This window comes from Pseudomonas sp. EMN2 (assembly GCF_009650555.1).
GTDB lineage: Bacteria > Pseudomonadota > Gammaproteobacteria > Pseudomonadales > Pseudomonadaceae > Aquipseudomonas > Aquipseudomonas sichuanensis.
Genome location: NZ_VZZR01000041.1, coordinates 1 through 15,879 on the forward strand (window position 1 = coordinate 1; position 15,879 = coordinate 15,879).

The following is a 15,879-nucleotide window of genomic DNA, read 5'->3' on the forward strand; positions in this document are numbered from 1 at the left end:
ATTGCTGCACCTTGCAGGAACGCTCGGCGACGCCGTCGGACTTCCCGCTGGCCGGCCTGGATATGGCCGGGCTGGACAGCCTGCCGGTGCCCCTGGCGCAGATCGAAGACATCTACCCGCTGTCGCCGATGCAGCAGGGCATGCTGTTCCACACCCAGGAAAGCAGTGGCGCCGACCTGTACATCAACCAGATCAGCGTGCCGGTGCAAGGGCTCGACCTGCCGCGCTTCGAGGCGGCCTGGAACCAGGTGATCGCCCGTCACGAGATCCTGCGCACCGGTTTCTGCGCCGCCGCGACCCTCGCCCAGCCGTTGCAGCTGGTGCGCCGCGAGGCCAGGCTGCCGTTGCAGGTGATCGACTGGCGCGACCGCGAGGTCAGCCCAGAGGCGCTGCAAACCGTGGCAGCGGCTGACTGTGCCAAGGGCTTCGACCTGCTGCAGGCGCCGCTGACCCGGATCACCCTGGTGCGCACCGCCGAGGACGCCTACCAGCTGATCTGGACCAGCCACCATATCCTGATGGACGGCTGGAGCACCTCGCGCCTGCTGGGCGAAGTGTTCCAGGCCTACGCCGGGCAGGCGCTGCCGGAGCGCCAGGGGCGCTACCGCGACTACATCGACTGGCTGCACCGCCAGTCGGCCGAGGCCGACGAGCAGTTCTGGCGTGCACGCCTGGCCGACCTGGACGGGCCGACCCTGCTGGCCGGCACCCTGGCGCCACAGCCGGCACCGGGCGAGAGCGGCCATGGCGCGCTGTACCTGAACTGGGACGCGGCCGCCACGGCGCGCCTCAAGGCCCAGGCCCAGCGCCTGCGGGTGACCAGCAACACGTTGATCCAGGCCACCTGGCTGCTGCTGTTGCAGCGCTACAGCGGGCAGTCGAGCGTGTGCTTCGGCGCCGTGGTGGCGGGCCGCCCGGCGAGCCTCGCGGGTGCCGACGAGATGCTTGGCCTGTTCATCAACACCTTGCCGATCGCTCAGACCATTGATCCGCAATTGCCGGTGGGCGAGTGGCTGACGCAGTTGCAGGCCTACAACCTGGAAGCCCGCGATCACGAGCACGCGTCGCTGGCGGATGTGCAGCGCTGGTCGGGGCAGGGCGGGCAGGCGCTGTTCGACAGCATCGTGGTGTTCGAGAACTACCCGATCGACGAGCGCCTGGCCGATGCCGGTGACGATCGCCTGAGCTTCGGCGAGGTCAAGGGCCGCGACGTGACCAACTACGCCATGGACCTGGCGGTCAGCCTGGGCAGCACGCTGTCCATCGAGTTCCTCTACCTGCGCGAGCGCTTCACCGAAGCGGCCTGCGCCCAGGTGATGAGCAGCTTCGAAGTGCTGCTGTCGGCCATGCTCGACGACGCTCAAGCGACCCTGGGCAGCCTGGGCGTGCTCGATGCCCAGGCCTGTAACGGGTTGCAGCGTGGCAACGTGCTGGCCGCCGGCGAACCTGCGCCGCTGCTGGTGCATGCCATTGCCCACCAGGCCGCCTTGCGCCCTGATGCCGAGGCTGTGACTTGCGCAGGCCAGAGCCTGACCTATGGGCAGCTCGAGCAACGCGCCAATGCACTGGCGACGCGCCTGCTGGCTGCCGGCGTCGGGCCGGAGACCCGCGTGGGTGTGGCGCTGGAGCGCTCGGTGCAGATGATCGTGGCCTTCTATGCGGTGATGAAGACCGGTGCGGCCTATGTGCCGCTGGACATCGACTACCCCCGTGAGCGCCTGGACTGGATCATCGAGGACTCGGCGATGAGCGTGCTCATCACCGAAAGCCGCGTCAGTGCCCGCCTGGGCGACACGGCGGTGGCACTGAGCATCGAGCTGGACACCGCGACGTTGCCGAGCGCCGCGCAGGCGGTAGTCTCGAGCGCACGCCCGGGCAACCTGGCCTACCTCATCTACACCTCGGGTTCCACCGGCAAGCCCAAGGGCGTGGCGGTGTCCCAGGGCGGTATCGCCATGCATTGCGCGGCGATCGCCGAGCGTTACGAGATGGGCTCGCACACCCGTGAGCTGCTGTTCATGTCGTTCGCCTTCGACGGTGCCCAGGAGCGTTGGCTGTCGACCCTGCTGCGCGGTGGCTGCCTGGTGGTGCGTGACAACCAGTTGTGGACCGCCGAGCAGACCTGGCAAGTGCTGCACGAGCAGGCCATCACCATCGCCTGCTTCCCGCCGGCCTACCTGCAGCAGCTGGCCGAGTTCGCCGAAGGCCGCCAGCCGCCGGCAGTGGACATCTACTGCTTTGGCGGTGACGCGGTGGCCCAGGCCAACTTCGACCTGGTGCGGCGCAACCTGCGTCCGCGCTGCCTGACCAATGGCTACGGCCCGACCGAAACCGTGGTCACGCCGTTGCTGTGGAAAGTCGCTGCCGACGCTCGTTGCGACGCAGCCTATGCTCCGATCGGCACCCGGGTCGGCGAGCGCACGCTGTATGTGCTCGACACCCACCTCAACCCGCTGCCGACCGGCGTGGCCGGTGAGCTGTACATCGGCGGCGAGGGCGTGGCGCGGGGTTATCACGCCCGCCCAGGGCTGACTGCCGAGCGCTTCGTGGCCGACCCGTTCAGCGCCGGTGGGCGCCTGTACCGCACCGGTGACCTGGTGCGCCAGCGGGCCGACGGGGTGTTCGACTATCTCGGCCGCCTGGACAACCAGGTCAAGGTGCGCGGTTTCCGCATCGAACTGGGCGAGATCGAAGCGCGCCTGCGCCAGCAACCGGGGGTGCGTGACGCGGTGGTGATCGCCCGTCGCGAGGACAGCGGCGACCAATTGCTGGGCTACGTGGTGACCGCAGCAGATGGCCCGGCGGAGCAGGCCCTGCGTGAGGCGTTGCAGGCGCAGTTGCCGGACTATATGGTGCCGAGCCGGATCATGGTGCTCGACGCCTTGCCGCTGAACCCCAATGGCAAGGTCGACCGCAAGGCCCTGCCATTGCCGGGCGCCAGCGAACGCCATTACCAGGCGCCGCGCAACCTCGCCGAACAGGCGTTGGTGGAGGTCTGGCAAGAGGTGCTGGGGGTCGAGCGGGTTGGTGTGACCGACAACTTCTTCGAACTGGGCGGCGACTCGCTGCGCATCCTCAAGGTACTCGGCAAGCTGCGCGGGCGCAGCGACCTGGGCCTGGAGCTGAAGCTGCGTGACCTGATGACCCGGCCGACCATTGCCCAGCTCAGTGGTTATGACGAGCAGCAGGAGGCCGCGCTGGATCCGCTGCTGTTGCTCAACAGCCCAAGCCCGGCGCGCCCGGCCCTGTTCTGCCTGCACGCCGGCTTCGGCACGGTGTTCGACTACGAGCCGCTGGCTCGCCAGCTGGAGGGGCGCCACAGCGTCTACGGCCTGCAGTGCCGCATGCTGCTGGACCGTGACTGGCAGGATGATTCGCTGCAGGGCATGGCCATCGACTATGCCCAGTACATCCGCCAGAAACAGGCCGATGGCCCGTATCTGCTGCTGGGTTGGTCGCTGGGTGGCACGCTCGCGGTGCTGGTGGCCGAAGAGCTGCGGCGCCAGGGCCAGGAAGTCGGCTTCGTCGGCCTGGTCGACAGCTTCATTCCGGGGCAGGGCGCCAGCCTGGTCAGTGATGACGAAGAACTGCGCAGCTTCCTGGCCGTGACCCTGCAGTGCGACGCCGAACAGTTGCCGGCCGTGGTTTGCCCGCAGCCGTTGCAGGTGGCGCAGTTGGCCGAGACGATCGGCCAGGTGCAGGCACAGCTGACCAGCGCCACGGGCTTCGATGCCCAGGACCTGGCCCAGGGCTTCGTCGTGGCCATGCGCCTGAAAGCGCTCAGCGAGCGGCAGGGCGACCTGCCCACGCTGGATATGCCAATCCACTGCTGGTGGGCCGGTGACGCGGCCAGCCAGGCGGCGGTGGCCGTGTTCGAAGCCGGGCTGGGCCAGGTGGCGCAACGTCACTGGCTGAACACCACGCACTTCGCCATCCCACGTCATCCAGCCTTGCTCAAGGCTGTGCATGAGTACCTTGGCAGCCTCGAGACCATCGCAGGCTGATACCTCCGGGCCCTGTTTACAGGGCCCGGTTCTTTTCATATTTGAAGGATTGAATGATGCCTGTGCATCCTGACCTGGCCGCGTTCCTCGAACTGGCCGAACTGGGCCGCCTGAGCGGCGCCACCCGTGCCTTGCATGAACTGCCTGTGGACCAGGCGCGCGAGGTGTTCGAGCAGGCCTCGGACATTCTCGACCCGACCCCGCCGGGCGACCTGCAGGTGACCGCCCACCAGGTGCTGCTTGACGATGGCCAGGTGCTCGCCGCGCGGCTGTACCGGCCACAGGGCGCCCAGGGGCCGCTGCCGGTGATCTTCTACCTGCATGGTGGCGGTTATGTAGTCGGCAGCCTCGATTCCCATGACTCGATCTGTCGCCGCCTGGCCGCCGGTGGGCGTTTTGCGGTGTTCGCGCCGGCCTATCGGCGTGCCCCGGAGCACCCGTTCCCGGGGCCGCTGGAGGATGTGCGCGGCGCGGCCAACTGGCTGGCCGGGCAGGCCCAGGCCCTGCAACTGGACGCCGGGCGGGTGATCTTTGCCGGCGACAGTGTCGGCGCCAGCCTGGCCACGGTGCTGGCCATCGTTGCCGCACGCGAACCCGAGCGCCTGCAACTGCGCCCCAAAGGGCAGATGCTGCTGTACCCGGTGACCGATATCAGCCGTGAACGCGCCTCGCATCAGCGGTATGCCGAGGGTTACCTGCTGGAGACCGAGACCCTGCGCTGGTTCTACAAGCAGTACCTGGGCGGCTCGGGGCGTGCCGATGACTGGCGGGTGTCGCCGTTGCTGCAGGCCGACCTGAGTGGCCTGGCGCCGGCTTACCTGGCGGTGGCCGAGTATGACCCGCTGTTTGACGAGGGTTTGGCGTACGCCGAGGCGCTGCGTGAGCAGGGCAATGCATTGACGCTGCAGGTGGCCGATGGGCTGACCCATGACTTTTTGCGGATGTCGGGCATGGTGGAGGAGGTTGGGGCGATTTATGCCGGGCTGCTGGACTGGGCGTCGGCCAGGGTGGCCTGAGGGTTACCGCTGGTGTGAGTCAGGAGGGGGTGCCACGCGCCCCATCGCTGGCAAGCCAGCTCCCACAGGATCGCGGATGGCTTGAGGTCAGCGCGGTCGGGGTGGGAGCTGGCTTGCCAGCGATGCGCCGCGTGGGCGGCGCTCGATCTGCTAGGTGCCGCGTATACATCGGCGAGCACTGGGTAAGGAGGCCCCCTGCCTCAGGCAGGGGACCGGTGACGCGGGGGATTTACCACTTGTAGGTCAGTTCGGCGATCACGCTGCGGCCTTCGCCCAGGTTGCACGCCTGGTAGAAGAAGCACGAGGCGACGTAGTACTTGTCGGTCAGGTTGTTGACGTTGATCGCTGCCTGGGCGCCGCGCAGGCTCGGGTCGAGCTTGCCCAGGTCATAACGCACGGCAGCGTCATACAGGGTGTAGGACGGCACCTTGAAGGTGTTCATGCTGTCGCCGAAGGTCCAACCGGTGTAACGCACGCCCATACCGACGCTCAGGCCCTGCAGCGGGTCGAACGGGATGGCGTAGTCAGCCCACAGCGAGGCCAGCTTGGCCGGCGCCTTGAACGGGCGCTTGTCTTCGTTGCCGTCGTTGCTCTTGGTGACTTTCACGTCGCTGTAGGACAGCGAGCCGGTCAGCTTCAGGTCGTCCATCACGGTGGTGATGGCTTCCAGCTCCACGCCCTTGGAACGGATCTCGCCGGTCTGGATGCTGTTGAACAGGTCTTGCGGGTCAGTGGTGACCGCGTTCTGCTTGGTCAGGTCGTAGACCGACAGGGTGATCTGGGTGTCGGTGCCTGGCGGCTGGTAGCGCACACCCACTTCGTACTGCTTGGCGGTTTCTGGCTCGAAGGGCTTGCTGCCACGGGCAGGGCCGGTAGTGCCTACGACCGGGTTGAACGACTCGCTGTAGCTGACGTACGGCGCAAAGCCGTTGTCGAACAGGTATACCAGGCCAGCGCGGCCGGTGAAGTCGCGCCAGTGCTGGTCGGCCGTCTCGATGTCGGTGAAGCGATCTTCGGTCTGGGTACGCGCGCGGTCCTCGCGGCCGCCCACGGTCAGCACCCAGCGGTCCCACTTGAGCTGGTCCTGGAAGTAGTAGCCGACCTGGGTGCTGCGCTGCAGGTTGTTGACCCAGCTGGCGTTGACCGAGGTGTCCACCGGGCTGCCGTAGACCGGGTCGAATACGTTGATCGGCGTGGCGTTGCCCCAGCGCTCGTTACGCACCGACTTGCTCCAGCTGTAGTCGATGCCGAACAGCGCGGTGTGGGAGATCGGGCCGGTGTCGAAGCTGGCCTGCAACTGGTTGTCCAGTGCCAGGTGGCTGCCGTAGGCGTGGCGGATCTGCCACTGGCGGTTGATCGAGGCACCGGGGACGCCATCGGGGCCGGTGATCAGGCCGGTCGAGCTCAGGCCGAAGGAGCGCGCCAGGTAGTTCTCCTGGTTGTCGAAGTCGCTCCAGCGCACGTTCTGGCGCACGGTCCAGGTGTCGTTGAATTCATGGCTGAACTCGTAGCCCAGCGAGGTGCTTTCGACTTCCTCGAAGTCGAAGCTCGGCTCGCCGACGAAGCGGTCCATGGGCACCTTGCCATAGGGGCTGGAGCCGTTGACGGCGGCCCAGGGGATGGTGGTCGGGGCCAGGGCCTTGTTCTTCTGGTACGACGCCAGCACGGTCAGGCTGGTCTGGTCGTTGGGGCGCCAGGTGAAGCTGGGGGCGATGTAGCCGCGATCGTCGTCGGTGTGGTCGTACAGGCCGTCGGCCTCGCGGCCCAGGCCGACCAGGCGGTACATCAGGGTCTTTTCGTCGTCCAGGGCGCCGCTGACATCGAACTTGGCCTGGCGACGGTGGCCGGTGCCGGCGGAAACGCCGATCTCGCCGCGGTCATAGTCGGTGGGGCGCTTGGAGATCGAGTTGACCATGCCGCCGGGGTCGGCCTGGCCGTACAGGATCGAGGTCGGGCCCTTGAGCACTTCGACGCGCTCCATGCCGTACGGCTCTTCGCTGAACATGCCGAAGAAGCCCAGCGGGCGCAGGCGCAGGCCATCGCGGTAGGTGAAGGAAATGGCGTAGCCGCGCAGGTAGATGTTGTCGGCTGCGTTGTTGGCGCCGCCGGAGTCGGAACGCACGCCGGAGGTGTAGCGCAGTGCCTCGTCCAGGCGCTGCACGCCCATGTCGTCCATGCGCTCGCGGGTGACTACCGAGATGGCCTGGGGGTTTTCCAGCATCGAGGTGTCGGTCTTGGTGCCGGTGGCGGTACGGCGGGCAACGTAGCCTTTGGTTTCACCCCATGGCGAGTCGTTGACGCGGGTGGAGGACACCACGCTGGCGTCCAGGGTCATGGCGCCGGCGCTGTCCTGGCCGAGCACCGTCAGGGTACCGCCGTCGAGGGTGTAGTGCAGTTGGGTGCCGCCCAGCAGTTGGCGAACGGCCTGGTCCACGCTGAGCCGGCCACGTACGCCCGGGGTGCTGAGGTTGCCGAGAGTGTCTGGGCTGTACAGCACCTGCAGGCCGGTCTGGTCGGCCAGTTGCATCAGGGCGCTGGCCAGGGACTGGGCGCCGATGCTGAACTCGTAGGTCTGGCTCTGCGCCTGGGCTGCCAGCGAGGTCCCCAGTGCCGAGACCATCACAGCGGCAGGCAGACCCAGGGACAGGGAGCGTCGGAGGTACAAGGCGCGGGCAAGCGGTGAAAGGGTAGGGCGGGACTGCACGTGTGGATGCTCCGGAATGTTAAGTGGGAATAGTTTTTATTAGCTTTCAATGAAACGAACGAGCGATGAAAAACCGGATGGATTTGTGAAAAAAAAATGAAAAGAGCCGAAATGAGGGCGGCGGTGTTCACCGGCAAGCCGGCTGGCGCGGTGTTTACAAGGGGGAGATGGGGCTGCCTGGCAGCCCCGGGAGAATGCCTGCGAGGTCAGGCGATTTGTGCGTCGGCGACCACTTTGCCGCGCTCCAGGCGCAGCAGCTGGTCGGCCACCGGGAAGTAACGGTCGTCGTGGGAGATGACGATGATGGTCTTGCCCAGGCGTTTGAGGTCGGGCAGCAGCTCGGTGTAGAACACCTGGCGGAAGGTCGGGTCCTGGTCGGCGGCCCACTCGTCGAACACCAGCACCGGGCGCCCTTCGAGCCAGGCGTTGAGCAGGGCCAGGCGCTTGCGCTGGCCGGTGGACAGGTCGGTAGTGCTGAAGGCGCCGTCGAGCAGTTGGACCTTGTGCGCCAGTTGCAGGCGCGCCAGGTACTTCTGCGCATCGTCCGGGGTGGCCTGTTCGCCGCCGATGACTTCGTCGAACAGGTAGTAGTCGGCGAACACCGTGGTGAACAGCTGGCGATAGTCGTCACGGCTGCTGGCGACCACGGGCTGGCCATTGACCGCGACATGCCCTTGGTGGGGTTCGTAAAGCCCCAGCAGCAGTTTGATCAGGGTGGTCTTGCCACAGCCGTTGCCGCCGACGATGAACAGGATCTCGCCGGGTTTGACCTTGAAGCTCACCGGCCCGACCGTGAACGGCTCGATGCCGGGGTTGGTCGGGTAGGTATAGGTGACGTCGACCAGTTCCAGGCTGTGCAGCGCCTTGTCGTTGGCCTGGGGGGCGTTTTCCAGCAGCAGGTGCGGTTCGGGCGAAGAGAACCGCTCCGACAGCTCGGCGATGCGGCGCAGGGCGATCTGGGCCTTGCTGATGATCGGCAAAGTGGTGATCAGGTGCTCCAGCGGGCCTTTCATGTACAGCAGCACCAGGACGAAGCCACTGATCACCGACTTGTCGTTGGCTGGCCACATCGACTGCAGGGTCAAGGCCAGGCCGATGACCAGGAAGAACAGCATCGAGCCCAGGCTCTTGGCGATCACGAAGGTGTTGATCGAGCGCACCTGGGTATCGCGGATGCCATCGGCGGTCTCGCGGATGCCGTGGTTGAGCATGCGCTGGCGACGGGTGCGGTGGATGCGCAGCTCCTTGGCGCCCTCGGCGATGGCCTGGTAGTGCTTCTGCAACTGGTCCTCGGCGTCGCGGGCGGCGACGAAGCCGCGGATGCCGCGGGCCCGTGCGGCGTACTGGATGACGCTGCCGACACCCACGGCCACCAGCACCAGCAGGAACATCGGCAGCGACAGGTAGGCCAGGTAGCCCAGGCAGCCCAGGGTCACGGTCAGGGAGATGGCCAGCGGGGCGAACACGTAGGCGAAGTCGCTGACCGTGTCGACGTCGTGGGTGAGCACCGGGATCAACCGATGGCTGCGGTACTGCTCGATCTGCTCGATCGGCGCGGCCAGCACCTTCTCGCCCAGCTGCTTGCGCAGCGCGGCGATCACATGCTGGCCCACATAGTTGGTGCCGATGTCCGAGCAGATACTGCTGACCAGCGCCACCACGCACAGGCCGATGAAGGCCAGCACCACGCCTTGCTGCAGGCCGCCGTCGGTGTGCAGGCCATTGTTGATGGTGGCAAGCAGCGCGGTGATGCTCAGGCCGCCGAGCATGCCCAGCAGGGTGGCGATGGTCACCGTCGGCCAGAACGGGCGCAGCAGGCCCAGCAGTTGGCGCAGCGCCCCGGGAGGTTGAGGACTCATGGAGGCTTCCTGTCAGGCGCGGGTGAGGGCAATGGCGGCTGCGTGCAGGGGCACGGCCTCGGCGTGCTGCGCCAGCGCCTTGTACAGCGATTCACCGATTTCCGCGGCGCGGCTCGGCAGCACCGACAGCAGGGTGTCGCTCAAGCCGTGGCTGGTTTCGCAGAAGCCTTGCAGGTACACCGGCGCCTGCAGCTCGCCGCTGCTCAGGGCGCGGTAGTCGCGCTCGACGTTGAAGTCCTGCAGGTAGCCTTGCAGCGGCGCCAGCAGGTCACGGTGCGAGCGGCGCTCGTAGCCGGTGGCGAGGATCACCGCGTCGTAGCGGTGGGTCTGCGACTGCTGGGTGGCCAGGTCCTGCAGGGTCAGCTCGATGCCTTCGGCGGTGGCTGTGGCAGCCTGCACCTGGCGGCGGCAGAGCACGGCGTGGCGGTATTGGTGGGCGACCTTCTGGCGGTAGAGGATGCCGTAGATGCGTTCGAGCAGGTCGATGTCGACCACCGAGTAGTTGGTGTTGTGGTACTCGGCGATAAGCTTCTTACGTTCGGCCTGGTCCTGGTTGAACACCAGGTCGGTGTAGTCCGGGGCGAAGATCTCGTTGACGAACGGGCTGTCGTCGGCGGGCTTGAGGGCGCTGGAGCGCACGATCATGTCGACCTTGACCGAGGGGAAGCTGTCGTTGAGGTCGATGAAGGCCTCGGCGGCGCTCTGCCCGGAGCCGACGATGGCGATGCGCATCGGCTTGCCCTGGTTGCAGGGCAGGGTGGCCAGACTGCTCAGGTAGGTGGAGTGGTGGAATACCCGTGGGTCATCCTTGAAGGCACGGAAGCTGTCCGGGACCTTGGGCGTACCGCCGCTGCCGACCACCACCGCGCGGCTCAGGCGGGCGTGTTCGCGGCCTTGGGCGTCACGCGAGACGACCCGCAGCTGGCGCACTTTGCCGGCGTCCAGCACCGGCTCGATGCGGGTCACTTCTTCGCCGTACTGGGCCTGGGTGGCGAAGTGCTCGGCGGCCCAGCGCAGGTAGTCGTTGTACTCCAGGCGGCAGGGGTAGAAGGTGCCCAGGTTGATGAAGTCGGCCAGGCGCTGCTTCTGGTGCAGGTAGTTGACGAAGCTGTAGGGGCTGGTGGGGTTGCGCAGCGATACCAGGTCCTTGAGGAAGGAGATCTGCAGCTCGCTCTGGGTGGCCAGGGTGTTGCCGTGCCAGCGATAGTCGCTCTGTTTGTCGATGAACAGTGCATCGAGGGCGTGGCCGTGGGTTTCGGCGAGTTCTTCCAGGGCAATGGCCAGGGCCAGGTTGGAAGGGCCGAAGCCCACGCCGATGAGGTCGTGGACCTGCTGGGGGGAATGGGGCTGGCTCATGCTATCGGTTCCTTGAGGTGGCGGGGGAGGCCTTTGGCGCTCACCCCGGGCTGCGGGAGTACATCGATAGAACGAGAAGCGGTGGGGACAATTTAGCGTGGGCCGGGTCCTCAGAGTTCGCGTACGACCCTGAAGCCCAGCCAGTCGCCGGGCCGCCGGGGGACCATCACGTTGCGGTTGCCGGAACGGGAGAAAATCGGTGCTTCGCCCCAGTCGTTGCCGCGCACCTGCACCAGTTCGCAGCTGTCCGCGCTGCGGGTGGCATGCCCCCAGGCGCTGCCGTCGGTGGGGGCGCCGACATAGTTGTCGTGCAGGCAATCGGCGACCCATTCGTAGACATTGCCATGCATGTCGTACATGCCGAAGGCGTTGGGCGGGAAGCTGCCCACCGGCGAGGTGAAGCTGTAGCCGTCCTTGGGCCCGTAGACGTTGGCGTGCTGGCTGATCTCGTAGTCGGCACCGGGGTCGAGGGGGAAGGGGAACGGGCCGGTACTGCCGGCGCGGGCGGCGTATTCACGTTCCGCTTCGCTGACCATCCGGTAAGTCTTGCCGGTCTTCTTCGACAGCCATTGCACGTAGTCCTGCACGTCGAAGTAGGTCATGCATACCGCCGGCTGCCGGGGGCCTTGCTTGTAGGTCGGCTTGCTGGCGGTGCACTTGCGCCCCGGGCGGACGTCGCCGTCGTGGATCACGGCGCCGCTCTGCTTGATGTAGGTGTCCCACTCCTCGGCGGTGACCTGGAAGCGGCTCATGGCGAACGGCTTGGCGAAGGTCACCTTGTGCATCGGGCCTTCGTCGTCCTGGCGGCCCTGTTCGTCGTCGGGGGTACCCATCATGAAGCTGCCGGCCGGCAGCACGACCATCTCCGGGCAGGCGCCGGTGCAGTCGCGGAACACCGTGCCTGGAGCGGGGGCGGGCGCGGGCGTGGTGGTGGCCAGGGCCGGCAGGCTGCAGGCTGCGAGCAGGGCGGCCAGGGTCAGGTGAGGCAAGGCAATACGCATGGAAGATCCTTTTCTAGAGTTGCTGGGTGATCAGGGCCATGACCCGATCAATCTGCTGTTCATCATTGAGCAGCCCCGGGGCCAGGCGAATGACCGGGCCGACATCGCGGTACACCGCATCGCACATGAGCTTGTTGGCGATCAGCTGCGCGGCGAAGGCGTCAGGGTCCTTGCCGGGGACGCGGAAGAAGGTGAAACCGGCGGAGAACTCGGGGCTGCGCGGTGTCACCAGTTCGATCTGGCGATGCTCGGCCAGGCGCTCCTTGAGCAGGCTGTTGAGCTGGTGGATGCGCGCCTGGATGTCGGCCTTGCCCAGTTGCAGGTGCAGCTTGAAGGCCTCGCTGGTGGCCCAGCGATGCTCGAAGGCGTGGTAGCCGCCGGGGGTCATGATGGTGGCGAAGTCTTCGTCGCGGGAGAAGGTGGCGACGCTGGGGGTGAGGTGCTGCATGCCGGTGGATGCGGCACAGATCAGGCCGGTGCCGCGGGGGCCGAACATCCACTTGTGGGTGCCGGCGATGAAGTAGTCGCAGTTGAAGTCGGCGAAGCGCGCGTTCTCGACGCCAAAGCCGTGCACGCCGTCGACCACGTAGATGATGCGTTCGGCTTCGCTGCGGTTGCGGTTGTGCCGGCGCACCAGTTCGCCGATCTCGCCCACCGGCAGTTTGACGCCGCTGCCGGAGTGCACCCAGGTCATGCCGAGTACCCGGGTTTCGGGGCGGATGCTTTTATCGATGGTGGTGAGTACCTGGTCGGTGGAGACGTTCCAGGGCTTGTCGAACAGGCGGATCTTGCGGACCTGGGTGCCTTGGCGACGGTTGCGGAATTCCAGGGCTTTGTAGGCCGAGTAGTGTTCATGCTCGGTGATAAGGATTTCCTGTTTCGGGCCTACCTGCAGGCCGCTGTAGATCATCGCCAGGCCTTCGGTGGTGCTGCCGGTCAGGGCGATCTGGCGTGGCCCGACTTCCAGGTAGCGCCCGGCCCATTCGCGTACTTCGTCCTCGCGCTGCCACTCGTACTGGCTGTTCCAGTCCATCAGGGCGGCGGGGTTGCGGTCGAGGTCGGCGCGGTGGCGGTCGATGGCCGCCTGCACGGGGCGGGCGTGGGCGGTGATCAGGAAGTTGGCGAAGTGCAGGGTCTGCGGGTCGAGCGGAAACAGCTCGCGCAGGTTGCGCCATTTGTCGGCGCCGGCCAGCGGCTTGGTGCTGGCCGGCGCCTGGGCGTGGGCGAGCAGGGGCAGGCCGGCGGCGAGGACGCCGGCTTGTTTGAGGAAACTGCGACGGTTGGTCATGAACGGTTGGGCCTTGCTCAGCGGGTGGCGACGGGTTGTGCGGATTTTTGTACCTGTTCCCAGGCGCGCAGGAAGTTGCCCGCCCAGAGTTTCGCGATGTCCGTCTCGCTGTAGCCGCGGGTCAGCAGTTCGGCGGTGACGTTGCGGATTTCGCTCACGTCCTTCCAGCCGTCCAGGCCGCCGCCGTCGTTGAAGTCGGAACTGATGCCGACGTGGTCGATGCCGACCTTCTTGACCGTGTAGTCGATGGCGTCGACGTACTGTTTGAGGGTGGCCTTGGGTTCTTCTTCGAGGATGCCGTACAGCGAACTTGCGTATTCGCCGAAACGCGCCTCGGGCCAGATGGCGATCACCGCGTCGCCGGGCATCAGGGCGTTGGCCAGGCCTTGCAGCGGTTGCAGGTCGAAGCGCGCGCGCAGGGCGTCGAGCTTGTCCAGCACCGGCTTGCCCAAGGGCTTGAGGTACTGGCCGAAACCAACCACCTGGATCACCCCGCCGCTGGCCTTGATCAGCTGCATCTCGTGGTCGGAGAGGTTGCGTGGGATGTCCACCAGGGCCCGGGGCGCCGAGTGCGAGGCAACCATCGGTGCGCGCGACAGGCGGGCCACGTCTTCCAGGGCCTTGGTCGACATCTGCGACACGTCGATGATCACGCCCAGGTCGTTGAGGCGTTTGACCGCCTGTTCGCCCAGCGGCGACAGGCCGCCGAGGGCGTCGGCGGTGTCGTTGAAGAACGGCAGCGGGCGCGAGGAGTCGGCCCAGTCGTTGTTGCCGGTGTAGCTGAAGCCGAACATGCGCATGCCGCGTGCGGCCCACAGGTCCAGCTGGGCGACGTCATGGCCCAGCGGGTAGGCGTTGAGCATGCTGATGAAGATGGCGAACTTGCCTTCGCCGTTGAGGCGGCGGAAGTCGGCGGGGGTGTAGGCGATGCCGACCTGGTTGGGGAAGTCGCGGACCATGCCGCTGATGATCTTGTAGCGCACCTCTTGTTCGTGGCGCGCGGCATCGACAAAGCCGGGGGTGGGGCGGTGCGGGGCGTTGGGGCCGTTCCAGATTTCCGGCCAGCCGAAAATGGTCAGCGCGGCGCCCGACAGGCGCCCGCGGTTGGCCTTGACCAGGTCGAACTGGGTCGGGCCGTCCTTGTCCAGCTCGTTGCCGGCGTTGCCCAGGTCCAGCGGCACGGTGACGTGGCTGTCGAAGGAGAGCATGTGCTCGTGCAGGGCATTGGCCTGTTCGACGATCTGGCGCGGGTAACCGGCCTCGCGGCCTTGCCAGTAGAAGTAGCCGGCGGCGCTGCCCAGGGCGACCGCCAGGGCCAGGGGCAGGCCGATGTACAGGGCTTTGCGGGAACGGGTCTTGGTCATTGCCATCTCGTTGCAGGGCTGATCGGGAGCCTGCCGGTGGCGCACGGGCGCCCGGGCAGGGTTCGGGTATCAGGTTGACGAATGGCGGGGGGGTAAATTTATCGACGCGTTGGCGTTCATGTTTCGCTGCGGTCGGCCGATATGCAGTCATCGGAAGGACCCTTGCAGAGGATAGGGACATGGTCAATTTCACGCTCATCAACATCGCCGGCGCCGCGCCGACCCTCAACAATGCTGCCCAGAGCGGCACGGCCCAGGCTGGCAGCGGCACTCAGGAAGCCGCGCCGCTGAAGATCGACCCCAAGCTGTTCAAGGCAGATGCCGACACCGGGCCGAGCATCGAGACCGACAAGAGCTCCGAGCCTGCAGAGGTCAAGGAGCTGCGCGAGATGATCAAGCGGCTGCAGAAGCAGCTGGCCGAAGAGCAGAAACAGCTGGCCGCGATGATGGCCAAGCAGCATGACGACGCGGCGAGCCAGGCGGCGATCGCTGCCAAGCAGGCCAGTATCACCACCATCATCGGGCAGATCTCGGCGGCTACCGCGCAGTTGCTGGAGACCCTGTCCAAGCTTGGCAGCAGCAGTGCCGGCGGTTCGGTCGACACCGTGGCCTGACCTTCGCCGGGGTGATTGGGTATGCTGGCGGCCCGTGATGAATGAGCCGCCGCAACGCCGATGCCGACCTGGACGCTGAGCACCGCCACCCACCTGAATGCCCGTGAGGTGGTCGATTTCATCGATACCGCCCGCCGCGGGCTTTTCCCGATGCTCGCCGATTCACCGATGCCCAGGGACCTTGCCTGTTTCGAGGAAAATTACCTTGAGGGGGAGGGGCTGTTTCTGGTCGCCCATGACCAGGGCCGGTTGGTGGCGGGCATCGGGTATCTGCCGTATGACCATCGCTTTGCCCAGCTCGATTACCATGGCCGCCGTACCGTGGAAGTGGTGCGGTTGTTTGTTGCGCCCGAATACCGCCGTTGTGGGCTGGCCGGGGCGCTGTTCGCGGCGCTGCGCGAGCGGGCGCGGGGGGCGGGGGTTGAGTGGTTGTACCTGCATACCCATCCGTTTTTGCCGGGGGCGATTCGGTTCTGGGAGGGGCAGGGGTTTGCCATTGTGGATGTGGAAGGGGATCCGGTTTGGCGGACTACGCATATGCACAGGAGGGTGTGAGGGCTGGCTTGGGACTGGGTGTGGGCTGCCGGGTGCATGTCGATGAATTTGCAGCGCCTATGAGATCGAGCGCCGCCCGCGCGGCGCATCGCTGGCAAGCCAGCTCCCACATCTGTTT

The 15,879-nt window shown here is 66.5% G+C and carries 10 protein-coding genes; 4 read left to right on the top strand and 6 right to left on the bottom strand.

From position 1 onward, the window contains the following. The coding region (locus tag F6X61_RS13895; RefSeq protein WP_153787108.1) for a non-ribosomal peptide synthetase at positions 1-4,004 on the top strand (4,004 nt) is incomplete at its 5' end. A 56-nt stretch (positions 4,005-4,060) separates the two neighbouring features. Further along, a complete protein-coding gene (locus F6X61_RS13900) occupies positions 4,061-5,020 on the top strand; it encodes an alpha/beta hydrolase (RefSeq protein WP_153787109.1) in 960 nt (319 codons plus the stop codon). 229 nt (positions 5,021-5,249) lie between these two features. Here F6X61_RS13900 and F6X61_RS13905 read toward each other — a convergent pair whose 3' ends face one another. From F6X61_RS13905 to pvdM, 6 genes are all read right to left on the bottom strand, one after another. Next, positions 5,250-7,724, bottom strand: a complete 2,475-nt coding sequence (locus F6X61_RS13905) for a TonB-dependent siderophore receptor (RefSeq protein WP_153787110.1) — start codon at positions 7,722-7,724, stop codon at positions 5,250-5,252. Positions 7,725-7,930: 206 nt separating this feature from the next. Next, a complete protein-coding gene (locus tag F6X61_RS13910) occupies positions 7,931-9,583 on the bottom strand; it encodes a cyclic peptide export ABC transporter (RefSeq protein WP_153787111.1) in 1,653 nt (550 codons plus the stop codon). 12 nt (positions 9,584-9,595) lie between these two features. Next, a complete protein-coding gene (locus F6X61_RS13915; protein ID WP_153787112.1) occupies positions 9,596-10,939 on the bottom strand; it encodes a lysine N(6)-hydroxylase/L-ornithine N(5)-oxygenase family protein in 1,344 nt (447 codons plus the stop codon). Between the two features lie 110 nt (positions 10,940-11,049). After that, complete coding sequence (locus tag F6X61_RS13920) at positions 11,050-11,940, bottom strand: formylglycine-generating enzyme family protein (RefSeq protein WP_153787113.1); 891 nt, start codon at positions 11,938-11,940, stop codon at positions 11,050-11,052. 13 nt (positions 11,941-11,953) lie between these two features. Then, positions 11,954-13,228 (bottom strand): aminotransferase class V-fold PLP-dependent enzyme, encoded by a 1,275-nt coding sequence (locus F6X61_RS13925; protein WP_153787114.1) that lies wholly within the window; start codon positions 13,226-13,228, stop codon positions 11,954-11,956. 17 nt (positions 13,229-13,245) lie between these two features. After that, positions 13,246-14,592 (bottom strand): pyoverdine-tailoring dipeptidase-like protein PvdM, encoded by a 1,347-nt coding sequence (gene pvdM, locus F6X61_RS13930; RefSeq protein ID WP_153787115.1) that lies wholly within the window; start codon positions 14,590-14,592, stop codon positions 13,246-13,248. Between the two features lie 179 nt (positions 14,593-14,771). Between pvdM and F6X61_RS13935 the strand changes: the two genes are divergently transcribed. Continuing rightward, positions 14,772-15,206, top strand: a complete 435-nt coding sequence (locus F6X61_RS13935; protein WP_153787116.1) for a hypothetical protein — start codon at positions 14,772-14,774, stop codon at positions 15,204-15,206. A gap of 60 nt (positions 15,207-15,266) precedes the next feature. Then, on the top strand, positions 15,267-15,761 hold the full coding sequence (locus F6X61_RS13940) for a GNAT family N-acetyltransferase (RefSeq protein ID WP_153787117.1): 495 nt from the start codon (positions 15,267-15,269) through the stop codon (positions 15,759-15,761). The last annotated feature ends 118 nt before the right edge of the window (positions 15,762-15,879 follow it).